General features: G+C 74.2%; 19 protein-coding genes and 1 tRNA gene. 12 read left to right on the top strand and 8 right to left on the bottom strand.

All coding sequences use genetic code 11. From position 1 onward, the window contains the following. Positions 1-18 precede the first annotated feature (18 nt). Both ACZ434_RS22325 and ACZ434_RS22330 read right to left on the bottom strand, forming a co-directional pair. Complete coding sequence (locus ACZ434_RS22325) at positions 19-924, bottom strand: universal stress protein (protein WP_468458695.1); 906 nt, start codon at positions 922-924, stop codon at positions 19-21. Between the two features lie 151 nt (positions 925-1,075). Then, the gene (locus ACZ434_RS22330) at positions 1,076-1,318 is read right to left on the bottom strand and encodes a DUF397 domain-containing protein (protein WP_145870994.1); all 243 of its coding nucleotides are present in this window, start codon (positions 1,316-1,318) and stop codon (positions 1,076-1,078) included. Between the two features lie 221 nt (positions 1,319-1,539). Between ACZ434_RS22330 and paaK the strand changes: the two genes are divergently transcribed. Together paaK and ACZ434_RS22340 are read left to right on the top strand one after the other, a co-directional pair. After that, positions 1,540-2,823, top strand: coding sequence for a phenylacetate--CoA ligase PaaK (gene paaK / locus ACZ434_RS22335; RefSeq protein ID WP_468458463.1), 1,284 nt, complete (start codon positions 1,540-1,542; stop codon positions 2,821-2,823). A gap of 204 nt (positions 2,824-3,027) precedes the next feature. Beyond that, positions 3,028-4,809: a serine hydrolase domain-containing protein gene (locus ACZ434_RS22340; protein ID WP_468458465.1), complete on the top strand. Its 1,782-nt coding sequence runs from the start codon at positions 3,028-3,030 to the stop codon at positions 4,807-4,809. A 51-nt stretch (positions 4,810-4,860) separates the two neighbouring features. Here ACZ434_RS22340 and ACZ434_RS22345 read toward each other — a convergent pair whose 3' ends face one another. From ACZ434_RS22345 to ACZ434_RS22355, 3 genes are all read right to left on the bottom strand, one after another. Continuing rightward, positions 4,861-6,429 (bottom strand): phytoene desaturase family protein, encoded by a 1,569-nt coding sequence (locus ACZ434_RS22345; RefSeq protein ID WP_468458467.1) that lies wholly within the window; start codon positions 6,427-6,429, stop codon positions 4,861-4,863. Between the two features lie 49 nt (positions 6,430-6,478). Continuing rightward, complete coding sequence (locus tag ACZ434_RS22350; RefSeq protein WP_468458469.1) at positions 6,479-8,704, bottom strand: serine/threonine-protein kinase; 2,226 nt, start codon at positions 8,702-8,704, stop codon at positions 6,479-6,481. A 121-nt stretch (positions 8,705-8,825) separates the two neighbouring features. Further along, positions 8,826-9,197: a four-helix bundle copper-binding protein gene (locus ACZ434_RS22355; protein WP_468458471.1), complete on the bottom strand. Its 372-nt coding sequence runs from the start codon at positions 9,195-9,197 to the stop codon at positions 8,826-8,828. 249 nt (positions 9,198-9,446) lie between these two features. Here ACZ434_RS22355 and ACZ434_RS22360 point away from each other — a divergent pair, with 249 nt between their 5' ends. The 6 genes from ACZ434_RS22360 to ACZ434_RS22385 all read left to right on the top strand — a co-directional run bounded on the left by ACZ434_RS22360 (position 9,447) and on the right by ACZ434_RS22385 (position 14,220). After that, positions 9,447-9,827, top strand: a complete 381-nt coding sequence (locus ACZ434_RS22360; protein ID WP_468458474.1) for a DUF6479 family protein — start codon at positions 9,447-9,449, stop codon at positions 9,825-9,827. Between the two features lie 67 nt (positions 9,828-9,894). Beyond that, complete coding sequence (locus ACZ434_RS22365; RefSeq protein ID WP_468458476.1) at positions 9,895-10,245, top strand: DUF8129 domain-containing protein; 351 nt, start codon at positions 9,895-9,897, stop codon at positions 10,243-10,245. A gap of 204 nt (positions 10,246-10,449) precedes the next feature. Continuing rightward, positions 10,450-10,956: a SigE family RNA polymerase sigma factor gene (locus ACZ434_RS22370; RefSeq protein WP_468458478.1), complete on the top strand. Its 507-nt coding sequence runs from the start codon at positions 10,450-10,452 to the stop codon at positions 10,954-10,956. Positions 10,957-10,967: 11 nt separating this feature from the next. Beyond that, positions 10,968-11,486 (top strand): cellulase, encoded by a 519-nt coding sequence (locus tag ACZ434_RS22375; RefSeq protein ID WP_468458480.1) that lies wholly within the window; start codon positions 10,968-10,970, stop codon positions 11,484-11,486. Positions 11,487-11,650: 164 nt separating this feature from the next. Further along, on the top strand, positions 11,651-12,949 hold the full coding sequence (locus ACZ434_RS22380; protein WP_468458482.1) for a glycosyltransferase: 1,299 nt from the start codon (positions 11,651-11,653) through the stop codon (positions 12,947-12,949). Beyond that, positions 12,946-14,220, top strand: a complete 1,275-nt coding sequence (locus ACZ434_RS22385; protein WP_468458484.1) for a hypothetical protein — start codon at positions 12,946-12,948, stop codon at positions 14,218-14,220. The genes ACZ434_RS22380 and ACZ434_RS22385 overlap by 4 nt, the downstream gene beginning before the upstream one ends. Positions 14,221-14,302: 82 nt before the next feature. Here ACZ434_RS22385 and ACZ434_RS22390 read toward each other — a convergent pair whose 3' ends face one another. Further along, a complete protein-coding gene (locus ACZ434_RS22390; RefSeq protein WP_468458486.1) occupies positions 14,303-14,662 on the bottom strand; it encodes a peptidoglycan-binding domain-containing protein in 360 nt (119 codons plus the stop codon). A 302-nt stretch (positions 14,663-14,964) separates the two neighbouring features. Here ACZ434_RS22390 and ACZ434_RS22395 point away from each other — a divergent pair, with 302 nt between their 5' ends. Both ACZ434_RS22395 and nrfD read left to right on the top strand, forming a co-directional pair. Continuing rightward, entirely contained in the window at positions 14,965-15,849 is an 885-nt protein-coding gene (locus ACZ434_RS22395; protein ID WP_468458488.1) for a 4Fe-4S dicluster domain-containing protein, read from the top strand. After that, positions 15,846-16,826 carry an NrfD/PsrC family molybdoenzyme membrane anchor subunit gene (nrfD, locus tag ACZ434_RS22400; RefSeq protein WP_468458490.1) on the top strand — a complete coding sequence of 327 codons (981 nt, stop codon included), beginning with the start codon at positions 15,846-15,848 and terminating at the stop codon, positions 16,824-16,826. Before ACZ434_RS22395 ends, nrfD begins: the two co-directional genes overlap by 4 nt. Positions 16,827-16,875: 49 nt before the next feature. Here nrfD and ACZ434_RS22405 read toward each other — a convergent pair whose 3' ends face one another. Beyond that, the gene (locus tag ACZ434_RS22405; protein ID WP_468458492.1) at positions 16,876-17,322 is read right to left on the bottom strand and encodes a hypothetical protein; all 447 of its coding nucleotides are present in this window, start codon (positions 17,320-17,322) and stop codon (positions 16,876-16,878) included. A 143-nt stretch (positions 17,323-17,465) separates the two neighbouring features. Here ACZ434_RS22405 and fdh point away from each other — a divergent pair, with 143 nt between their 5' ends. Then, the gene (gene fdh / locus ACZ434_RS22410) at positions 17,466-20,729 is read left to right on the top strand and encodes a formate dehydrogenase (protein ID WP_468458494.1); all 3,264 of its coding nucleotides are present in this window, start codon (positions 17,466-17,468) and stop codon (positions 20,727-20,729) included. A 4-nt stretch (positions 20,730-20,733) separates the two neighbouring features. On the opposite strand, the gene selD is transcribed toward fdh, so the two are convergent. Next, positions 20,734-21,747 carry a selenide, water dikinase SelD gene (gene selD / locus ACZ434_RS22415; RefSeq protein ID WP_468458496.1) on the bottom strand — a complete coding sequence of 338 codons (1,014 nt, stop codon included), beginning with the start codon at positions 21,745-21,747 and terminating at the stop codon, positions 20,734-20,736. Between the two features lie 94 nt (positions 21,748-21,841). Here selD and ACZ434_RS22420 point away from each other — a divergent pair. Further along, a tRNA-Sec gene (locus ACZ434_RS22420) sits at positions 21,842-21,934 on the top strand. Positions 21,935-22,017 lie beyond the last annotated feature (83 nt).

The following is a 22,017-nucleotide window of genomic DNA, read 5'->3' on the forward strand; positions in this document are numbered from 1 at the left end:
GCGCGGCGGGGGCCGCGGCTACGCGTCCTCCCCCGGAGCCGGCGGTACGACCGCCACCGGGCTGTCCGCGTGCAGCAGTACCGCCTGCGTGACCGACCCCATCATCCGGGCGGGCGCCAGCAGACGGCGCCGATGGCGTCCGACGACCACCAGCTCCGACTCCCGCGACGCCTCGACCAGATGGCCGGCCGCGTCCCCCGGCAGCACCACGACCTCCGTCGCGACCCCGGCGTGCCGTTCCCGGTGCGGCGCGAGGAACCCCTCGGCGAGAATCCTCGTCTCGTGTTCGACCGCGTCCTGGTCGATGTCCGGGGGCGGCATCTCCCCCGGCAGCATCCAGGTCTGCAGCGGCCACGGATACGCGCAGACGATGCGCAGCCGGCCGCCGCGCAGGGCGGCCTCCGCGAAGGCGAAGGAGAGCGTCGCCTCGTCGGGGCTGTCGGCGTTCATGCCGACCACCACGGACCCGCCGGGGCCGGCGGTCCGGCCTTCGCCGGCGTCCGGCCCCGGGCGGGGCACCACGACGACGGGGCACTCGGCGTCCCGGGCCGCCGCCAGGGAGTTGGAGCCGAGCAGCAGACTCGCGAAACCCCCACGCCCGCGGGAGCCGAGCACCAGCAGCCCGGCCGTCGTCCCCATCTCGGGCAGCAGCGCACCGGGCGCGCCCTCCAGCACGACGTACTCGACGGCCGGGAGGGCGTCCTGCTTCGCCAGGTGGTCGCGCACCTGGTCGAGGACCGGGTCCTCGTCGGGGTCGGGCGGCCCGGCGGCCAGCACCTCCGGCTGGGTCCAGAGCGCGTACTGGCGCACGTGCACGATCCGCAGCGGGGCCTCGCGCCGCCGGGCGGAGTCGAGGGCCCATTCCAGGGCACGCAGGCTGTCCTCGGAACCGTCGACCGCCGCGACGACCGGCTGGGTACTCATCATTCCTCGCCTCCGGAGTACGGACCTTCGCCTTCCCCGGGCCAGCCTGACTCAGGCCGGGCCCGGCGCGGGCACTTCAGCTCGCGTGTCCGGAAAAACGCGGGGAACACGTCCCCGGGGCCGGCCGCCGCCGCACGGGCCGCCGCGCCGTTCAGGTCAGGTCGAACTCCCCCTCGCGCGCCCCCGAGACGAACGCGCCCCACTCGGCGGGGGTGAAGATCAGGGAAGGGCTCTCCGGGCGGCCACTGTTGCGCATGGCGATGAATCCCTCCACGAAGGCGATCTGGACATCGCCCCTGCCCCGACTGCTGGACTGCCACTGCGCGTTGCTGAGGTCCAGGTCCGGCTTGTCCCAGCCCGTGAGCGGGCGCTGCTGGGTGGTGCTCTCGGCCACGTCCGTGCTCCTCCCGATGTCGTCGTCCGCGGTCAGCCTAGCGACCGGGTCCTGCCCCCGACAGGCCACGGGAGAAGTACCGGTGGACCGGTGCCCCCGGCCGTGGGAAGAGGCGGGGTCACGCTCTTGCCCCCGGCGCCGGTGGCCTGACTTACTGATCCCGGAGGATCGACCGAATGATCGGTCGACCGGATCGGCACGGTGGGCAAGGAGACGGTCTGATGACGGACGCGGCGAAGCGGCTCGACCCCGACGGACTGCGCACACTCCAGCTGGAACGGCTGCGGAGCTCGCTGCGGCACGCCTACGACCACGTGCCGTTCTACCGCCGGTCCTTCGACGAGGCGGGCGTTCATCCGGACGACTGCCGCTCCCTGTCCGACCTGGCCCGGTTCCCGTTCACCACCAAGGCCGACCTGCGGGACAACTATCCGTACGGGATGTTCGCCGTGCCGCGCGACCGGGTCCGCCGCATCCACGCCTCCAGCGGCACCACCGGCCGTCCCACGGTGGTCGGTTACACGGAGGGCGATCTGTCCCTGTGGGCGGGCCTGGTCGCGCGTTCGATCCGCGCGGCGGGCGGCCGTCCCGGCGACGTGGCCCATGTGGCGTACGGCTACGGACTGTTCACCGGCGGCCTGGGGGCCCACTACGGCGCCGAGCGGCTCGGCTGCACGGTGATCCCCGCCTCGGGCGGCATGACGTCCCGGCAGGTGACGCTGATCCAGGACCTGAGGCCCTCGATCATCATGGTGACACCGTCCTACATGCTCACCCTGCTCGACGAGTTCGAACGGCAGGGCGTCGATCCGCGCTCCACCTCGCTGCGTGTGGGCATCTTCGGCGCCGAGCCGTGGACGGAGCGGATGCGGCAGGAGATCGAGGAGCGGTTCGCGATCGACGCGGTCGACATATACGGGCTGTCGGAGGTGATCGGGCCGGGTGTCGCCCAGGAGTGCGTGGAGACCAAGGACGGTCTGCACATCTGGGAGGATCACTTCTATCCGGAAGTCGTGGATCCGCTGACCGGCGAGGTGCTCCCCGAGGGCGAGCGGGGTGAGCTGGTCCTCACCTCGCTCACCAAGGAGGCGATGCCGGTCGTGCGGTACCGGACGCGGGACCTGACCCGGCTGCTGCCGGGCACGGCCCGGGTGTTCCGGCGGATGGAGAAGGTCACCGGGCGCAGCGACGACATGGTGATCCTGCGCGGGGTGAATCTGTTCCCCACGCAGATCGAGGAGATCGTGCTGCGTACGCCCGGTGTGGCGCCCCACTTCCAGCTCCGCCTCACCACACGGGGCCGGCTGGACGCGCTGACCGTCCGTGCGGAGGCCCGGCCGGACGCGGACGCGGCGCGGCGGAAGGAGGCCGCGCGGTCCATCACGGCGGCCGTGAAGGACGGCATCGGGGTCTCGGTGGACGTGGAGATCGTCGACCCGGAGACGCTGGAGCGGTCCGTGGGCAAGATCCGGCGGATCGTGGATCTGCGCGGGACGGGGGAGTGAGGGCCGGCCGGGCCGCTCGGCGGCCGCGATCCGCTCGACGGCCGTGGCGGCACCGGGGACGTCCGGATCCGCCCCGGTGCCTCCGGCGACCGCGCACGCCCCATTGACACCGGCCCCTCCTGACAGGAAAGTTTCACTCCGCACGGCGATCCCCGAAAGAATCTTTCAGCCCCTCGCGCGGGGGCCCGACACGGGAGGAACCCGATGGCCGACGAAGGGGCGAGAGGCAGCATCACCCGACGCCAACTGGGCGCGGGGACGGTGGCCCTGGGGGGCGCGCTGGCGTTCGCCGCGCTTCCGGCCGACCCGGCGTCGGCGGCCGCACCCCCGCGCGGCGGCCGTCCGACCCTGCGGCACGGATCGGCACGCCGCGCCGGGCTGCTCTCCGCTCCCCTGCGGCAACTCGTCACCGACGCCGAGGCGTTCCTCGCCCCCTCCCCCGAACACCCCTGGTACGCGGGGGCGGTGCTGCTCGCCGGACGCGGCGGCACGGTCGCACTGCACCGGCCCATCGGCATGGCGGTGCGCTACCGGGCGTACGACGAAGTGACCGACAGCGGTGTGGAGTTCCCGGCCGACCAGCAGATCCCCATGGCCGAGGACACCGTCTTCGACCTGGCGTCGGTGTCCAAGCTGTTCACCTCGATCCTGGCCGTGCAGCAGATCGAACGGGGCGGGCTGGAGCTGGAGCGGGCCGTCGCCTCGTACCTTCCGGACTTCGGCCGCGCGGGCAAACAGGACGTGACGATCCGTCAGCTCCTCACCCACACCTCCGGTTTCCGCGCCTGGATCCCGCTCTACGAGGCGCCCACGTACGAGGAGAAGGTGGGGCTCGTGTACGACGAGTCCCTGGCCAGTGCGCCCGGGAGCGCGTACCGGTACTCGGACCTGAACCTGATCTCGCTCCAGCTGGTCCTGGAGCACCTCACCCGCCGCTCGCTCGACGTCCTGCTGCGCGAGGAGATCACCGGCCCGCTGGGCATGCGCCGTACCCGCTACAACCCTCCCGCCTCCTGGAAGCCGCGGATCGCGGCGACCGAGGACGCCCGCGCACCGTGGTCGGGTCTCGACCGGGGGCTGGTGTGGGGCGAGGTGCACGACGAGAACGCCTACAGCCTGGGCGGGGTGGCCGGCCACGCGGGGGTGTTCTCCGACGCCTGGGACCTGGCCGTCCTCGGGCGGACGCTGCTCAACGGCGGTGCCTACGGCCGGGAGCGGATCCTGACGCCGGAGTCGGTGGAGCTGATGTTCACCGACTTCAACACCGCCTTCCCCGGGGACGAGCACGGTCTGGGCTTCGAGCTCCACCAGCACTGGTACATGGGCGCGATGGCCACACCGCGCACGGCGGGACACACCGGTTTCACCGGCACGTCCCTGGTGCTCGACCCGACCACCGACTCCTTCCTCGTGGTCCTCGGCAACTCCGTGCATCCGGTGCGCGGCTGGCGCTCGGGTTCCGCGCCCCGCGTGGCCGCCGCGAACCAGCTGGCCCGTGCGGTGCCGGTCCGGCCGGCCCGGGGCCGTACGGCGTGGTTCTCCGGGATGGCGGGCCCGGCGACGGCGACCCTCACCCTGCCCGCGCTGGACACCTCCTCCGGCGAGGCGCGGCTGCGCTGTTCGCTGTGGTGGGACACGGAACCCCGGGCCGACGTCCTCGCCCTGGAGGCCTCCGCGGACGACGGCGCCACCTGGCAGCCGGTGCCGTTCACCACCGGACGGCGGGGCGCGGAGCCGGAGCGGCACCCGTCGGGCACCGCCACGGGCTGGTCCGGACGGGTCTGGCACGACCTGACCGCCGCCCTGCCCGCCGCGCGGCTCCTCACCCTGCGCTGGCGGTACACGACGGACCGGCTGTACGTCGGACGGGGCGCCTATGTCGACGCGGTCCGCGTCGAGGCTCCCGGCGGCCGGCTCTTCGACGAGACGCGCCCGGCGGACGCGGCGCGGATCCGGGCGGAGGGCTGGACCCGGTCGGCCGACTGATCCGGCGGCTCGGTCCTCCCGGCTCGGTCCTCCTGGCTCAGTTCTCCCGGCTCAGTCCTCCCCGGCCTCCAGGACCGCCATGGCCGCGTTGTGTCCCGGCACTCCGCTCACCCCGCCGCCGCGCACCGCGCCCGCGCCGCACAGCAGGACGTTGGCGTGCCGGGTCTCCACGCCCCAGCGGCCGGTGCCGTCCTGGGCGTGGGGCCAGGAGAGGTCCCCGTGGAAGATGTTGCCGCCGGGCAGCCCCAGGTCGCGTTCCAGGTCCAGCGGGGACCTGGCCTCCAGGCAGGGGCGTCCGTCGGCGTCGGTGGCCAGGCAGCCGGCGAGGGGTTCGGCCAGATGGGCGTCGAGCTGGGCGAGGGTCGCCGTCAGCAGTTCCTCGCGTACGGCGTCGTTGTCCCGTTCGAACAACCGGGCCGGGGTGTGCAGTCCGAACAGGGTGAGTGTCTGGCAGCCCCGGGCGGCCAGGTCCGGGCCGAGGACCGTCGGGTCGCTCAGGGAGTGGCAGTAGATCTCGGAGGGCGGTGCGGCGGGCAGTTCACCGGCGGCGGCCCGGCCGTACGCGGTGGCGAGCTGACCGTACCCCTCGGCGACGTGGAAGGTGCCGGCGAAGGCCTCCCGCGGGTCGACGGAGCCGTCGCGCAGCCTGGGCAGCCGTTCGAGCAGCATGTTCACCTTGAACTGGGCGCCCTCGGCGGGCGGCGGGGGCGTGTCGCCGGTGAGCCTCGCGAGTTCCCGCGGGGAGGCGTTGACCAGGACGTGCCGTGCGCCGGCGACGCCCTCGCCGGCGGCGGTGCGGTGGGTGACCTCGGCCGTGCGGCCGTCGGTGTCGATGCGCACGGCCTCGTGGCCGGTGGCGATGACGGCGCCGGCGGCGCGCGCGGCGCCGGCCAGTGCGTCGGTGAGGGCGCCCATGCCGCCGACCGGGACGTCCCAGGCGCCGGTGCCGCCGCCGATGACGTGGTAGAGGAAGCAGCGGTTCTGCTTGAGGGAGGGGTCGTGGGCGTCGGCGAAGGTGCCGATGAGGGCGTCGGTGAGGACGACGCCGCGCACCAGGTCGTCGGCGAAGCGCTCCTCGACGGCGGTGCCGAGGGGTTCCTCGAAGAGGATCCGCCACGCCTCCTCGTCGTCGACGGCGCGGCGCAGTTCACGGCGGGTGGGCAGCGGCTCGGTGAGGGTGGGGAAGACACGGCGGGCGACGCGGCCGGTCAGGTCGTGGAAGCGCCGCCAGGACCGGTACTCGCGGTCGGAGCCGGTGAGCCGGGCGAACGCCTCGCGGGTGCGCCGCTCGCCGCCGCCGACGAGCAGCCCGGTCGGCCGTCCGTCGCGTTCGGTGGGGGTGTAAGAGGAGATGGTGCGGGTCCGCAGCCGGACGTCGAGCCCCAGGTCCCGGACAATCTTCCGGGGCAGCAGGCTCACCAGGTACGAGTAGCGGGAGAGCCGTGCGTCGACGCCGGTGAACGGACGAGCGGAGACCGCCGCCCCGCCGGTGTGGTCCAGCCGCTCCAGCACCAGCACGGAGCGTCCCGCCCGGGCGAGGTAGGCGGCGGCGACGAGACCGTTGTGGCCCCCGCCGACGATGACGGCGTCGTACGTCCGGGATCCCTCGGCTGCGGTCATGGTTCTTGGTAGCACGCGACGATCCGCACCGGCCAGGACACGGTGCGCCTCACGCTCCTCCGGCCGCTCCCCGCTGCCGGACGGCCGCCACCCTGCTGTACAGCCCGGCCGCCTCCTCGCCGTGGCCCAGCCGCTCCAGGCAGTGCGCCTCGTCGTCGCGGGCGGCGAGGGTGTCGGGGTGGTCGGCGCCGAGGACCCGCTCGCGCGCGTCGGCGACCGCCCGGTACTCCGTCAGGGCGTCCGCCCAGCGGCCGAGCCAGCCCAGTCCGACGGCGACCTCGCGCCGGCTGACCAGGGTGTCCGGGTGGTCGGCGCCGAGCACCCGCTCGCGCAGGGCGCACACGTCACGGGACTCGGCCAGGGCGTCCACCCAGCGGCCGAACCGGCCGAGGTTGACCCCGATGCCGTGCCGGGCGCGCAGGGTCTCGGGGTGGGTGGGCCCCTGCACGCGGGTGCGGTCCTCGACGAGGCCGCGGTACAGGTCGAGGGCCTCGGCCGTGCGGCCGAGCCGGCCCAGGCCGACACCGATCTCGTAGCGTGCGGCGAGGGTGTCGGCGTGGTCGGGGCCGAGGGCCCTGGCGCGTGCCTCGGCCACCTCCCGGTAGGCGTCCAGGGCCTCCGTCCAGCGGCCCAGCCGGCCGAGCGCGTAGGCGACCTCGTACCGGGTGACGAGGGTGTCGGGGTGCTCGGGCCCGAGCACCCGGGCGCGGGCGGCGGCCACCTCGCACGCCATGGCGTACGAGTCCTCCAGGCGGCCGAGTCTGCCGAGGTTGAAGGCGAGGTTGTGGCGGCAGCGCAGGGTGTCGGGGTGCTCGGGGCCCATGGTCCGCTCGCGGGCGGCGAGCACCGAGAGGTAGACCTGGTGGGCGTCGAAGGGGCGGTCCAGCCGGCCGAGGACGTACGCCATCTCCTGGCGGGCGGCGAGGGTGTCGGGATGGTCGGCGCCGAGCGCGCGGATACGGGCCTGCGCCACGTGCTTGTACGCGCGCAGGGCGTCGGCGGCGCGGCCGGTGCGGCTGAGGGTGAACGCGACCTCGTAGCGGCTGGCGAGGGTGTCGGGGTGGTCGGGGCCCAGGAGGTGCTCACGTTCGGCGGCGACCGCGCGGTGCACCTCGCCCGCCTCCGTCCAGCGGCCGAGGCGTCCCAGGCTCAGGCCCGCGTTGTGCCGTCCGGCGAGGGTGGTCAGGGCCTCCGGTGCCGGGGCGGGCCGCTCCTCGGCGAGGGGCCGCGGGGGTGCCACGCCTGCGGGGCGGGCGATCCAGGCGCCGGACAGGCCGGCGGCCGGGTCGGGGGACGTGGTGCGCGGGGAGGCGCCGGCGGCCTTGTGACCGGTGGTCATGCCGCGGGTCCACGACGGCAGCCGGCCCGCGCGGCCCGCCGGCACGGGCTCGTCCGCGCGGGCCGCCCCGGCCGCCACCGCGGCGGGGGCGGCGCCCAGCGCGCCGATGCGGTCGGCGAGTTCGCGTGCGCTGCCGGGCCGCCCGCCGGGCTCCTTGGCCAGCAGGTCCAGGATGATCCGCTCCAGGCGTTCGGGCAGGTCGGCACGGTGGCCGCGGGGCGGCCGGGGCGGGGTGTCGCGGTGGCCGACGAGGATCGCCCAGGCGTCGTCGAGGTCGAACGGCGGTACACCGGTGGCGATCTCGTAGAGCACGCATCCGAAGGAGTACAGGTCGCTGCGCCGGTCGACCTCCGAGCCGCTGATCTGCTCGGGCGACATGTAGTGCGGGGTGCCCATGGCGACGCCGGTGCCGGTCAGCCGGGAGGTGAAGCCGATGTCGTGGCCGAGCCGGGCGATGCCGAAGTCGCAGATCTTCACCGTGCCGTCGTCCAGCCGCACGATGTTCGCGGGTTTGAGGTCCCGGTGCACGATGCCCTGGTCGTGGGTGTGGGCGAGGGCCGCGGCGACCTGGCCGGCGATCTCCACCACCTCCCCGACCGGCAGCGGATGCTGTTTGTTGTCCTCCAGGAGCTGGCTGAGGTTGCGGCCCTGGAGCAGCTCCATGACCAGGTACAGCACCCCGTCGGACTCCCCGAAGTCGTGCACGACGGTGATCCCCCGGTGCTGGAGCGCCGCGGCCACCCGGGCCTCGCGCCGGAACCTCTCGCGCAGCACGCGGCCGAACGACTGGTCGTGTCCGCCGACGGGCTTGAGGCACTTCACCGCGACCTGCCGGCCCAGTGACTCGTCCCGTGCCCGCCACACCTCACCCATGCCACCGCGTCCGATCCGGTCGAGCAACCGGTACCGGCCGTGGATCAGCCTGCTGTCCCCCATCTCCTTCGCCCGCCCCCGTCGCAGTCCGCCGCGCCCTCCCCTGGCCCGTCCAGTATGGCGACAACTCGCCCGGTTTTGTACGGTGCCACGGGCGCGGCCCCGGGACTCGGGGAGGGGCCGGTCAGTCGAGGGTGGCGAGGAACTCGGTGCAGGCCCGGGCGCAGGCGCGGCAGGCCTCCGCGGTCTCCTCCGCCCCGGGGTGGCCGTCGAACGCCTGCGCGCTCTCCAGGCACACCTGCCGGCACCATTCGACCTGGACGCGGATGGTCGCCTCGTCCACCTGGTTCTGCTCGGACAGCACCCGGCAGGTCGCGTCGCAGACCTCCGCGCACATGATGCCCTTGCGTCGTACGAGTTCCTGGTTCTCGGTTCCGTCGGGGTCGACCAGGCTGGCCCGTGTCGCGCAGGCCCGTGCGCACTCGGTGCAGGCCTGGGCGCAGGCGAACCGGTCCTCCAGGAAACGGAACAGCTCCTTCTGCGATGTCGTGGTCACCTCGCGCGGGTAGCCGCGGCTCCTGCGCTCAAACGTCGGCGCGGCGCGGGACCGGCGGGTGTCCGTCAGTGGCGCGGCGCGCGGGCCGACGGGCGTCCGTCGCGGCGCAGCGCGCGGGCCGACGGGTGTCCGTCGCGGCGCGGCACGCGGACCGGCGGGTGTCCGTCGCGGCGCGGCACGCGGACCGGCGGGTGTCCGTCGCGGCCGGGTGAGCGGGTTCGTGCCCGGGACCGGGGGTACCCGCGAGCCATGATGAACACCTCATGGATGGAGACGGCCGACCTCGCGGCGGGCCGCGGCGCTCTCGGTGTCGGGCTCGGGGTGGCGGCCCTGGCGGTGCTGGCCCTGCTGATCGGCATGTTCGTCCTCGGCAGCCGCCGGACCAGGAACAGTACGACGCGCAGGCCCCGGCCCGAGGAGCAGCCCCGGATGCCCGAGGGAGGCCCGGTCCACGAGGTGCGGGAGCAGCGTGAACCGAACGAGGTGCCCCGAAGCGACGAGCGGCTGACACCGCACGAGCTGAACGGCCACGGCAACGCCGGGAGCCGTGCCGGCGCGGCTCAGGAACGGCCCCGCTGGGACGACGGCAGCAGTGGGTCGTTCGGCAGCGGCGGACCGGGCGGTCGCTGACCGCCCCGCCCCGGCGGACACCGCCCGGGGCCGCCCTCGTCACGTCGTCCACAGGGAAGTGAGAACCATGGCAGATCCCGCCCGCAACGCCCTGCCGCTGCCCGACTACGACCATCTGCCGCTCGGCGGCCTGGAGAGCAGGATCCGCTCGCTGACCGCGGGCGAGGTCGAGGAGCTGCTGGCCTACGAGCGGTCGCACGCCGACCGGGTCCCGGCGACCGAACTGCTGACGGCCCGGCTGGACCAGCTGCACGCGGGCGCCGAGCCGACGTCCGGCGACCCGGGCGCGGTCCGCCCCGAACAGGGTGCGAGCCGGGGCGGGTCCCCGGTCACGCCGGCCACCTCGCCGCAGCCGTTCGGCCCGCCCCCGCACGGCACGCCCGACCAGCGGGGCAAGCCGAAGGGCGACCGTACGTAGACCGGGGCCCGCGCCCGACGCGACAAGGGGCGGGCCGTACGCTTCACCGATCGCCGTAAGGCGGTCGCGGGCGTACGGCCCGCCCCTTCGCATGCCCGGACCCGAGGTGGCGTGAGGTGGATCACAACGTTCCGGTGCATCGTTTCGCCGGGTCCCGAGTCTTTGTGTGGGTGTAAGGGGTTGTTCGCAGGCGGGACGGTGGGGATGGAGCGGTTTCGGGCCGACGGCTTCGACGAGTTCGTGGCCGCCCGCTGGTCGACGCTGCTCCATGTCGCGCGTCTGCTCACCGGCGGCGACCGGCAGCGTGCCGAGGACCTCGTCCAGGAGGCCCTGGTGAAGCTGTGGTTCGCCTGGCCGAGGGTCGCCGAGCAGGCACCCGAGGCGTATGTGCGTCAGGTGCTGGTGCGGATGGCGGCCCGCTCGGCCCGCCGGCGCTGGTGGGGCGAGCGTCCGGTGGGAGAGCTGCCCGACCGGGCCGAGCCGGGCGACGTGTCCGCGGCCGTCGCCGAACGCTCGCGGCTGGAGGCCGCGCTGGCCCTGCTGCCGCCGCGGCAGCGGGCCGCGGTGGTGCTCCGCTACTGCGAGGACCTGCCCGAGGGCCAGGTGGCCCAGGCCCTCGGCTGCCCGGTCGGCACCGCCCGCTCCCACGCCTCACGCGGAGTGGCGCGGCTGCGGCAGATCCTGTCCGACACCGTCAGAACCGTGGGGTGAGGGGAGCAGCGATGGACGACTTCGAGCGCGAGCTGACGCGCATGATGCACGACGACCGCCGGCACACCCCCTTCGAGCCGGGGCAGCGGGTCCGTCTGTACGAGGGCATCCGGGTCCGGCGCCGGTCGCGGGCGCTGTGGCGGGCCGGCGGCGCGGCCCTCGCCGTGGCCGGCCTGAGCGTCGGGCTGGCCCTGCTGCCCGGCACCGGCTCCCGGTCCCTGCCGGCCGACCGGCCGCCCCTGCCGGCGACCAGCCCGACCCCGCCCCCGCCGTCCCCGACACCGACGGCCCCCGGCACCTCCCTCCCGCCCCCGAACACGCCCGGCACCACGGCACCCGGCCACGGGGGCGGCACACCGGCCCTTCCCCCGTCCCGCACACCGACCTTCCCCCCGTCCGGCACGCCGGTCTTCCGCACGTCCGACGCGACCGTGTCGGCCCCGCCCCCGCCGCCGGTCTCCACCCAGCCGGTGACCACACCGTCGTTCACGGAGGAGGCGAGGCCCTCCCTGCCGGCCGACAGCGGCTGACGGCCGCACCGCCGTCCCGGTCCGGGCCCCGACCCGGCCGTCCCCCGGGGTTTCGGCCCCGGAGCGCTTCACCCGACCACCGCCCGGGCGTCCCCGGCATGCCCCCGCGGGCCCTCTCCGGGGTTCCGCCATGCCGTACGCCGGAGAGAGACCGTGAATCCGTCATGAGAACCGCGAGGCGGCCGGCCCCGGCCGACTGCCGCACGACCGCCGCGTCCGCGGCCCGCCCGGCCCTGCCGCGCCGGGCCCCGCTGCCCGCGCACCACCCGGAACCCGTCCTGGACGTGGTGGTGCCCGTGCACAACGAGGAGAACGACCTGGAGCCCTGTGTCCGCCGGCTCCACGCCCACCTGGCCGAGACGTTCCCCTATCCCTTCCGGATCACCGTCGCCGACAACGCCAGTACCGACCGCACCCCGCGCATCGCCGAGCGGCTGGCCCGGGAGCTGCCCGGGACCGAGTGGCTGCGGCTGGCCGAGAAGGGCCGCGGCCGTGCCCTGCACACCGCCTGGTCGCGGTCGCCCGCCCCGGTGCTCGCCTATCTCGACGTGGACCTGTCCACCGACCTGGCGGCGCTGCTGCCGCTGGTGGCCCCGCTGATCTCCGGGCACTCCGACATCGCGATCGGCACCCGTCTGGCCCCCGGCTCCCGGGTGGTGCGCGGACCCAAGCGGGAGATCGTCTCCCGCTGCTACAACGGGCTGCTGCGGGGCACCCTCGCCGTGGGGTTCAGCGACGCCCAGTGCGGTTTCAAGGCGGTACGGCGCGACGTCGCCGAGCGGCTGCTGCCGCTGGTGGAGGACCGGGAGTGGTTCTTCGACACCGAACTGCTGGTGATCGCCGAGCGGGCCGGTCTGCGGATCCACGAGGTGCCGGTGGACTGGGTGGACGACCCCGACAGCCGGGTCGACATCCTCGCCACGGCCCTGGCCGATCTGCGCGGCATGGCCCGCCTGGGCCGTGCGCTGACCCGTGGCCGGCTGCCGCTGGCCGCGCTGCGCCGCGCCGGGGAACTCGACGCGGCGGCCGGACTGCCGCCCGCCCTGCTCCCCCAGTTGCTGCGCTTCGCCGCCGTGGGCGCGGCCAGCACCCTGCTCCACCTGCTGCTCTACACCGTCCTGCGGCCCACGGCCGGCGCCCAGGCGGCCAACGCGCTCGCCCTGCTGTTCGCGGCCGTGGCCAACACCGCCGCGAACCGGCGGCTCACCTTCGGGGTGCGGGGCCGGGACGGGGCGCTGCGCCACCACCTCAAGGCGCTGGCGGCTTTCCTCGCGGGCCTCGCCCTCACCAGCGGTTCGCTGGCCGTCCTGCACCGCGCCGCGCCCGGGGCGGGCCCCCGCGTGGAGCTGCTGACGCTGGTCGGCGCCAACCTCGCCGCGACCCTGCTGCGCTTCCTCCTCCTGCGGGCCTGGGTGTTCCCCGGCCACCGCTCCCGCCGTACGAGAGGATCCTCCGCCTCATGACCACCCTCGGGACCGGCCGGACCGGACCGGCCGCCTCCGTCCCCCTCCCCCGCGTCTCCCCGCCGGGCGACCCCGCACGACGGCGCGAGCGGCTGCGCCGGGCCGCCGCGTACTGCGGGCCCGTGGTGGCGCTGTACGGGGCGCTGAAGCTCGCGGGTTTCGCCGTCTTCATGTTCCTGCTGGACTCGGCGGGCGACTTCCGCGAGAAGCACCCGCGGTTCGGCGGCGGCGAGCACCCCTGGGACGTGCTGGGCAGCTGGGACGGCTGGTGGTACCAGCAGATCGCCCTGCACGGCTACGATCCGGCGCTGGAGCCCGTCCCCGGCGCCACCGGCATGATCACCCTCCAGGGCAACTCCGCGGCGTTCTTCCCCCTGTACCCGGCGCTGATGCGGATCGTCTCGGAGCTCACCGGTCTCGGCCCGTACGGGGCCGGCATGACCGTGTCGGTCGTCTTCTCGTTCGTGGCGGCCCTGGGCATCCACGCCGTCACCGCCCGGCTGGGCGGCTACCGGGCCGGTCTGGTCGCCGTGGGGTTGTGGGCGGTGTGGCCCGGCTCGGGCGCGGAGTGGGCGGTGTACTCCGAGTCCGTGTACACGGCGCTGGCCGCCTGGGCCTGCTGTGCCGTGATGACCCGCCACTGGCTCACCGCCGGGGTGCTGACCTTCACCGCGGGACTGGCCCGGCCCACCGCGGTCACCCTGGTCGCCGCGCTCGCCGTCGCCGGGCTGATCGCGGTGTGGCGCCGCCGGGAGAAACTGCTCCGCCCGCTGCTCGCGGTGCTGATCGCCCCGCTGGGCGCGGTCGGCTATCTGGCCTGGGTGGGCTACCGGATGGGCGACTGGGGCGGTTACAACAAGCTCCAGGACGGCGCCTGGGGTCACAAGTTCGACTACGGCCGGCACAGCTTCGACGTGCTCACCTCCGTGCCCGTGGGCCATTTCGACTACCTGTTCGCGATGCCGATGGAGGACACGATCGGCGTAGGGGTGGTGCTGCTGGTGCCGGTGCTGACCGTGCTGCTGATACGGCTGCGTCCGCCCGTCGTCCTCGTCGTGTACACGGTGCTGTCGTACCTGATGGTGATGGCCACCCAGCAGTACTTCGGCAATGTCTCCCGCTACCTGCTGCCCCTGTTCCCGCTGTTCGTGCCGCTCGCCCTGGCCATGAGCCGGCTGGGGTGGCCCTCGCTGCTCACGGTGCTGGGCACCGCGGCCCTCGCCTCCGGCTCGTACGCGGGCTACGTGCTGTTCGAGCTCGGCGTGCCCTAGCCGGGCTCCCCGGGGGGCGCCGACGGGTGGGGGCGAGGCCGGGGCACGTCGCTCCCCCGGTCCCGCCCCCTCACCGTGTCCGTCAGTAGGCGCGCAGCTTGGCCCAGGTCTTCGGGCCGACCTGGCCGTCCCACTCGCTGGAGTTGTTCGGGAAGGCCTTCTTCTGGAAGGCCCGCACCTTGCTGTACGTGATGTCGCCGAACTGGCCGTCCCGTGCGAGGTTGTAGCCGTGGAACCACAGCAGGCACTGCACCTCGATGACACGGTTGCCGCTGTGACCGTACTTGGTCAAAGCGGTGCCGGAGTACCAGACCTTGCCGCAGTCGTAGTTGGCGGCGGCGGCCGTCGCCGGCTGGGCCAGGGCCGCCGGGGCGGCGGCCAGGGTACCGCCGGCCAGGGCGGCGGACAGGACCGCGGTGGTGATCGCCTTGCCCATGCGCATGATCGTCTCCTCTTCCGGCCCCGGACCGGGCTCCCCCGTTGGGCTCCACATCGGCCCGGACGCCGCACGCCGGTACCGGGTGGAACCGGTCCGCCGTGCTGGGAAGGACGCTACGCACGGCGCGGCCCCGGATCGTCGCACGACGGGTTGACCTTCCCCGGCACCACGGGTCGTAGCCGGCGCCGGCCTCCACCCGGGGCTGTACACCGCTGGGTTGACACACGATGCGGCGGGCGTGCCCGCTCGGCGTTTCGGCCGGGCGCCGCGGGGGCACTCGTGGCCGCCGAGTCAGGAGGTCCCGTATGACGGACGACATCGCACGCGAGGCCGGGCACGCCGATCCGCCGCCCCGCATGGGCTTCTTCACGGACACCTCGGTGTGCATCGGCTGCAAGGCGTGCGAGGTGGCGTGCAAGGAGTGGAACGCGATTCCCGAGGACGGCCTCGAACTGACCGGCATGTCGTACGACAACACCCAGGGCCTGGGGGCGAGCACCTGGCGGCATGTCGCCTTCATCGAGCAGCGGGTTCCGGCGGGCGGTGCGGCGCCCGGGGGCGGCCACGACGACGTCGACGTCTTCGCCGCGGCCCGGAGCATCGCCGACTCGCCGGACGGGGGCGAGGTGCGCTGGCTGATGTCGTCCGACGTGTGCAAGCACTGCACGCACGCCGCCTGTCTCGACGTGTGCCCCACCGGTTCGCTGTTCCGCACGGAGTTCAGCACCGTCGTCGTGCAGGAGGACATCTGCAACGGCTGCGGCTACTGCGTGTCCGCCTGTCCGTACGGTGTCATCGAGCGGCGGCCCGACGACGGACGGGCCTGGAAGTGCACCATGTGCTACGACCGGCTCGGCGTCGGCATGGAGCCGGCCTGCGCCAAGGCCTGCCCGACCGACTCCATCCAGTTCGGCCCGCTGGAGGAGCTGCGGGAGCGTGCGGCGGGCCGGGTGGCGCAGCTGCACGGTGCCGGGGCCCTCGACGCCCGCCTGTACGGGGAGGACCCGGGGGACGGGGTCGGGGGCGACGGGGCGTTCTTCCTCCTGCTGGACGAGCCGGAGGTGTACGGGCTGCCGCCGGACCCGGTGGTCACCACACGCGATCTGCCCAGTATGTGGCGGCACGCGGCGGCGGCGGCCGCCACGCTCGGCGCGCTGGCCGCCGCCTCTTTCGTCAGGAGGCCGCGATGAGCGGGACCGCCCGGGGCGGCACGGAGGGCGGGCGGCGCCGTGGCCGCCGCCGCGGGCGCGGCGAGCAGGCCATGGTGCCGGACGCCGAGTTCGCCTCGTACTACGGCCGGCCGATCCTGAAGCGGCCGGAGTGGAAGCCGCTGGACGTGGCGGGCTACCTCTGGCTCGGCGGGCTCGCCGGGGCGTCGTCCCTGCTGGCCGCCGGGGCGGACGTCACGGCGCGGCCCGCGCTGGCCCGTACGGCGAAGCTGGGGGCGGCGGGGGCGATCTCCCTGTCGCTGGCGGCGCTCGTGCACGACCTGGGCCGCCCGGTCCGCTTCCTCTACATGCTCCGCGTCTTCAAGCCGACGTCCCCGATGAGCGTGGGGTCGTGGCTCCTGGCGGGCTACGCGCCGCTGACGATGGCCGCGGCCGCCGCCGATGTGGCCGGCAGGTACCGGATCGCGGGTGCCGCCGCCACGGCGTCCGCCGCCGCGCTCGCCCCGGCGGTGGCGACGTACACCGCCGTGCTGATCTGCGACACGGCGGTGCCGTCGTGGCACGAGGGGTACCGCGAGATGCCGTTCGTGTTCGCCGGCTCCGCCGCCACGGCCGCGGCCGGCTGGGCCCTGGTCTCGGCGCCTCCCGGTCAGACCGGCCCGGCCCGCCGGACGGCCGTCCTGGGTGCCGTGCTCGAACTGGGCGCCTTCCGGCTGATGAAGCGGCACGCGGGGCTGGCTGCCGAACCGTACGAGAAGGGCGCACCGCGGACGTGGCTGCGCGCGGCGGAAGGGCTCACGGCCGGCGGCGCGCTGCTCGCGGCCTGCGCGGGCCGCCGCCGCGGCCGGGTGCTCGGCGCCCTCGCAGGTACGGCCCTGCTGGCCGGGTCCGTGGCCCTGCGGCTCGGCGTGTTCCACGCCGGCGTGGCCTCGGCCGAGGACCCCCGCTACACGGTCGTACCGCAGCGCGAACGGCTGGCGGCCGGGGCCCGGGGGTAGTCGGGGGCCGCCGCGGAGGAGCGCGTACCCGACGCCGCGGGGCCGCCCGCTACGGCGTCTCCCGCTCGTCCGTGGGTGCGGAGCGCTGGGCGCGCTCCGCGAGGGCGAACTCGGTCCCGGCCAGCACCAGGTAGACGACCGACACGGAGAAGGACGTCACCGGCCACGCGGCCACGCCCCCGACGAGGGACGACGCCGCCCAGGCCAGGAGCGCCGAGACACCGACGGAGACCACGCTGAGCGAGACGCCCATCGCCGTGACCGTGCTCGGTTCCTCCTCGAGCGGCTTGCGGAACCCGGTGGTCGCGAGCAGTTCCAGCACGCTGAAGGCGACCGCCGCGCCGAGCGCGAAGTAGATGTAGTGGGCCGAACCGGGCTCGTTCGCCTCGACGGTCAGCAGCCCCAGCGCGATGGTGACGGACACGGAGTAGCCGTAGGCCTGGCCGTTGTTGCGCATCGAGGCCCGGATCCCGTGGGCCACGTGTCTCAGAGGCATGCCGCACCCTCCTGACATGGGGTCGTTCGCCGTCCTCGCGCCGTCGCCATTGTGCACCTCTCCCCGGGTGACGGCCCGGATTGGAACGCGGAGAAGGGGGTACTCCGTCACGGCAATCGCGTACCGCGGAAAGGGCAGGCGACATGGGCGTGCGCACCTGGATCGATTCCTGGCCGGTCTACCGCCAGCTCACGGGCACCGACCCGCTGGGCCGCGGAGCCGCCGCCAAGAGCGGGCCGACCGGGCGGCTCACGCCCCGGACCGCCACGGCGGACCGGGTCGTGAAGTCGGTCTGCCCCTACTGCGCGGTCGGCTGCGGCCAGAACGTGTACGTGGAGGACGGGCGCGTCACCCAGATCGAGGGCGACCCCGACTCCCCCATCTCGCGCGGCCGGCTGTGCCCCAAGGGCTCGGCCAGTCTGCAGCTGACCACCGGGGGCGCACGCGAGCACCAGGTGCTGTACCGGCGCCCGCACGGCACCGACTGGGAACGCCTCGACCTCGACACGGCGATGGACATGATCGCCGACCGGGTGATCGAGGCCCGCCGGGCGGGCTGGCAGTGGGAGGTCGAGCAGACCCGCACCCGCCGCACCCTCGGCATCGCGAGCCTGGGCGGGGCCACGCTGGACAACGAGGAGAACTACCTCATCAAGAAGTTGTTCACCGCCCTGGGCGCCGTCCAGATCGAGAACCAGGCGCGTATTTGACACTCCTCCACCGTTCCCGGTCTGGGAACCTCGTTCGGCCGCGGCGGCGCGACCACCTTCCAGCAGGACCTGCAGCACTCCGACTGCATCGTCATCCAGGGCTCCAACATGGCCGAGTGCCATCCGGTGGGGTTCCAGTGGGTGATGGAGGCCAAGGCCCGCGGGGCGAAGGTGATCCACATCGACCCGCGGTTCACCCGCACCAGCGCCCTGGCCGACGTGCACGTGGCGCTGCGGGCCGGCTCGGACATCGCCTTCCTCGGCGGGATCGTCAACCACGTCCTGAGCACCGACGCCTACTTCCGGGACTACGTGGTCGCCTACACCAACGGCCCGGTGATCCTGCGGGAGGACTTCCGCGACACCGAGGACCTGGACGGCGTGTTCTCCGGGCTCGACGCCGACAGCCGCGGCTACGACCCGACCAGCTGGCAGTACCAGGGCGTCGACGTCCAGGCCGCCTCCGGGCAGCGCGACCAGCAGTTCGACCGGCGCAACGAGTCGGCCCCCGACGTCTCGGACGCGGCGCGCGGTGAGTCGCACGGCTCGGGCGGCGCCACGATCCCCGGGGGCGAGCCCGAGTCCGACGAGACGATGACCCACCCCCGCTGTGTCTTCCAGGTCCTCAAGCGGCACTACGCCCGCTACACGCCGGAGATGGTGGAGCGGATCTGCGGAGTCCCCCGGGACGTGTTCCGCCAGGTGTGCGACATGATCACCGAGAACTCCGGACGGGACCGCACCACCGCACTCGCGTACGCGGTCGGCTGGACCCAGCACACCGTCGGTGTGCAGTACATCCGCGCGGCGTCCGTGCTGCAGAGCCTGCTCGGCAACATCGGCCGGCCCGGTGGCGGCATCCTCGCGCTGCGCGGGCACGCCTCCATCCAGGGGTCGACGGACATCCCGACGCTGTTCAATCTGCTGCCCGGCTACATCCCGATGCCGTACGCCCACCCCGAGCTGAGCCTGGAGACCTTCGTGCGGGCCGACGCGGCACCCAAGGGCTACTGGGGCAACATGCGCGCCTACCTGGTGAGCCTGCTCAAGGCGTACTGGGGCGACGCGGCCACGGCGGAGAACGACTTCTGCTTCGACTACCTGCCGCGGCTGACCGGCTCGCACTCCACCTACGAGACGGTCATGGCCCAGCTGGACGGCGTCTGCAAGGGCTACTTCCTCATGGGCGAGAACCCGGCGGTCGGCTCCGGCAACGCCAAGCTCCAGCGCCTGGGCATGGCCAACCTGGACTGGCTCGTCGTACGGGACTTCTCCCTCATCGAGTCGGCCACCTGGTGGAAGGACGGTCCGGAGACCGAGACGGGCGAGATGCGCACCGAGGACATCGGCACCGAGGTGTTCTTCCTGCCGGCCGCCGCGCACACCGAGAAGGACGGCAGCTTCACCAACACCCAGCGGCTGCTGCAGTGGCACCACCAGGCGGTGCGGCCGCCCGGCGAGGCGCGCAGCGACCTGTGGTTCACCTTCCACCTCGGGCGGATCATCCGGGAGAAGCTCGCCGCGTCCACCGATCCGATGGACCGGCCGCTGCTCGACCTGACGTGGGACTACCCGACGTCCGGTGAGCTCGCCGAGCCCGACGCCGAGGCGGTGCTGGCCGAGATCAACGGCCGCGACGCCGACGGCGCCCCGCTCTCCGGTTACGAGCAGCTCGCGGCCGACGGCTCCACCTCCTGCGGCTGCTGGATCTACTGCGGTGTGCACGCCGACGGCGTCAACCAGGCCGACCGCCGCAGGCCGGGCCGGGAGCAGGACTGGGTCGCCGCCGAATGGGGCTGGGCCTGGCCCGCCAACCGCCGGGTGCTGTACAACCGTGCCTCGGCCGACGCGGACGGCAGGCCCTGGAGCGAGCGCAAGGCGCTGGTGTGGTGGGACGCGGAGCGGGGCGAGTGGACCGGGCACGACGTCCCCGACTTCCAGAAGGGCAAGTCCCCCGGCCACCGGCCGCCGAAGGACGCCTCCGGCCCCGACGCGCTGTCCGGGACCGACGCGTTCATCATGCAGGACGACGGCAAGGCGTGGCTGTACGCGCCGTCCGGGCTCACCGACGGTCCGCTGCCGACCCACTACGAACCGCAGGACTCGCCGTTCCCCAACCTGCTGTACGGCCGTCAGCGCAACCCCGTGCGGCATCTGCTGCAGCCGCCGCACCCGGACAACCGCTACCAGCCGAGCGGCACCGAGCCGGGCAGCGAGGTGTTCCCGTACGTGGCCACCACCTACCGGCTCACCGAGCATCACACGGCGGGCGGCATGTCCCGCTGGCAGCCCTATCTGGCCGAGCTGCAGCCGGAGTTCTTCTGCGAGGTGTCACCGGAGCTCGCCGCCGAGCGGGGCCTGGCGCACACCGGCTGGGCGACGATCGTCAGCGCCCGCGCGGTGATCGAGGCACGGGTGCTGGTCACCGACCGCGTGCCCTCGCTGACCGTGCACGGCCGCCGGCTGCACCAGGTGGGCCTGCCCTACCACTGGGGCCCGAACGGTTACAGCACCGGCGACGCGGCCAATGAGCTGCTGCACCTGTCCCTCGACCCCAACACCCACATCCAGGAGGCGAAGGCGCTGGCCGTGGACATCCGGCCGGGGCGCCGGCCGCGCGGCCCGGCCGCCACGGAGCTGGTGCGCCGTTACCGGGAGCGGGCGGGCATCGACGAGGAGACCGGCACCGGGATGTGAGGGCTCACCTCAGGACGACGGTGTGCGTGCCCCGCGGGACGAGTTCGCCGATCACCGGGGCGCCGGGCACCTCGCCCGCCACCAGCAGTCCGCCGGAGGTCTGGGCGTCGGCCAGGAGCAGCCGGGTGTCCTCGTCCGCGGTGCCGAAGTCGGTGAACGGTGTCACCCAGTCGAGGTTGCGCCGGGTGCCGCCGCTGACATAGCCGTCCCGCACCGCCCGGCGGGCCCCGCCGAGGTAGGGTACGGCGGCGGTGTCGAGCACGGCGGTGACGCCGGAGGCGCGGGCGAGTTTGTGCAGGTGGCCGAGGAGGCCGAAGCCGGTGATGTCGGTGGCGCAGACCGCGCCGGCGGCGAGGGCGGCGGCGGAGGCGTCCCGGTTGAGCTCCACCATGGTGGCCACGGCCTGCTCGAACCGCTCGCCGGTGGCCTTGTGCCGGTTGTTGAGCACGCCCAGCCCGAGGGGCTTGGTGAGCGACAGCGGCACGCCCGGGCGGCCGGTGTCGTTGCGCAGCAGCCGGCCGGGGTCCGCCAGACCGGTGACGGCCATCCCGTACTTGGGTTCCGGGTCGTCCACGCTGTGCCCGCCGCCCACATGGCAGCCGGCCTCCGCGGCGACGGTCAGTCCGCCGCGCAGGACCTCACGCGCCAGTTCGAAGGGCAGGACGTCCCGGGGCCAGGCCAGGAGGTTGACGGCGAGGACGGGGCGTCCGCCCATCGCGTACACGTCGGACAGGGCGTTGGCGGCGGCGATGCGCCCCCAGTCGTAGGCGTCGTCGACGACGGGGGTGAAGAAGTCGGCGGTGGAGACCACCGCCCCCGCCCGCCCGGGGAGTGCGGCCACCGCCGCGTCGTCCCCCGTGGCCGACCCCACCAGCAGCGGGGTGTCGCCGGTGACGGACACGGGTGCGGTGAGGCCGGCCAGGACGTCCTCCAGTTCTCCGGGCGGGATCTTGCAGGCGCAGCCGCCGCCGTGTGCGAACTGGGTGAGGCGTACGGGCGCCCGGGTCGGGGAGTGCATGCGCCTGACTCCTTGTCTCCTCGTCGGGGATCGGGTTGTCCGTGATCGGGTTGTCGGGGATCGGGTGGGTGAGGCGGTAGCCTGGCCGGGCGGTGGAGGCGTGTGGGTGCCTGGTGGCCCTCCCGGTCTTCAAAACCGAGGTGCCCGGGGATCTCGGGCAGGCGGGTTCGATTCCCGTCCGCCTCCGCTCCCCGCGTCGCCCGGATCGCCGGGGTCGTGGTCGTCGGGGCGGCAGCGCCGGCGTCGGTCGTCCACCCGTTCGGTGAGACC

This window comes from Streptomyces sp. NPDC030893, assembly GCF_055571535.1.

Coding starts and splice junctions, on each gene's coding strand:
- ACZ434_RS22370 (WP_468458478.1), top strand. CDS start 10,450: ATGGAGCGGTTTCGGGCCGACGGCTTCGACGAGTTCGTGGCCGCCCGC.
- ACZ434_RS22375 (WP_468458480.1), top strand. CDS start 10,968: ATGGACGACTTCGAGCGCGAGCTGACGCGCATGATGCACGACGACCGC.
- ACZ434_RS22325 (WP_468458695.1), bottom strand. CDS start 924: ATGAGTACCCAGCCGGTCGTCGCGGCGGTCGACGGTTCCGAGGACAGC.
- ACZ434_RS22380 (WP_468458482.1), top strand. CDS start 11,651: ATGAGAACCGCGAGGCGGCCGGCCCCGGCCGACTGCCGCACGACCGCC.
- ACZ434_RS22365 (WP_468458476.1), top strand. CDS start 9,895: ATGGCAGATCCCGCCCGCAACGCCCTGCCGCTGCCCGACTACGACCAT.
- selD (WP_468458496.1), bottom strand. CDS start 21,747: ATGCACTCCCCGACCCGGGCGCCCGTACGCCTCACCCAGTTCGCACAC.
- paaK (WP_468458463.1), top strand. CDS start 1,540: ATGACGGACGCGGCGAAGCGGCTCGACCCCGACGGACTGCGCACACTC.
- ACZ434_RS22360 (WP_468458474.1), top strand. CDS start 9,447: ATGATGAACACCTCATGGATGGAGACGGCCGACCTCGCGGCGGGCCGC.
- ACZ434_RS22405 (WP_468458492.1), bottom strand. CDS start 17,322: ATGCCTCTGAGACACGTGGCCCACGGGATCCGGGCCTCGATGCGCAAC.
- ACZ434_RS22350 (WP_468458469.1), bottom strand. CDS start 8,704: ATGGGGGACAGCAGGCTGATCCACGGCCGGTACCGGTTGCTCGACCGG.
- ACZ434_RS22345 (WP_468458467.1), bottom strand. CDS start 6,429: ATGACCGCAGCCGAGGGATCCCGGACGTACGACGCCGTCATCGTCGGC.
- ACZ434_RS22340 (WP_468458465.1), top strand. CDS start 3,028: ATGGCCGACGAAGGGGCGAGAGGCAGCATCACCCGACGCCAACTGGGC.
- ACZ434_RS22385 (WP_468458484.1), top strand. CDS start 12,946: ATGACCACCCTCGGGACCGGCCGGACCGGACCGGCCGCCTCCGTCCCC.
- ACZ434_RS22395 (WP_468458488.1), top strand. CDS start 14,965: ATGACGGACGACATCGCACGCGAGGCCGGGCACGCCGATCCGCCGCCC.
- ACZ434_RS22390 (WP_468458486.1), bottom strand. CDS start 14,662: ATGCGCATGGGCAAGGCGATCACCACCGCGGTCCTGTCCGCCGCCCTG.
- nrfD (WP_468458490.1), top strand. CDS start 15,846: ATGAGCGGGACCGCCCGGGGCGGCACGGAGGGCGGGCGGCGCCGTGGC.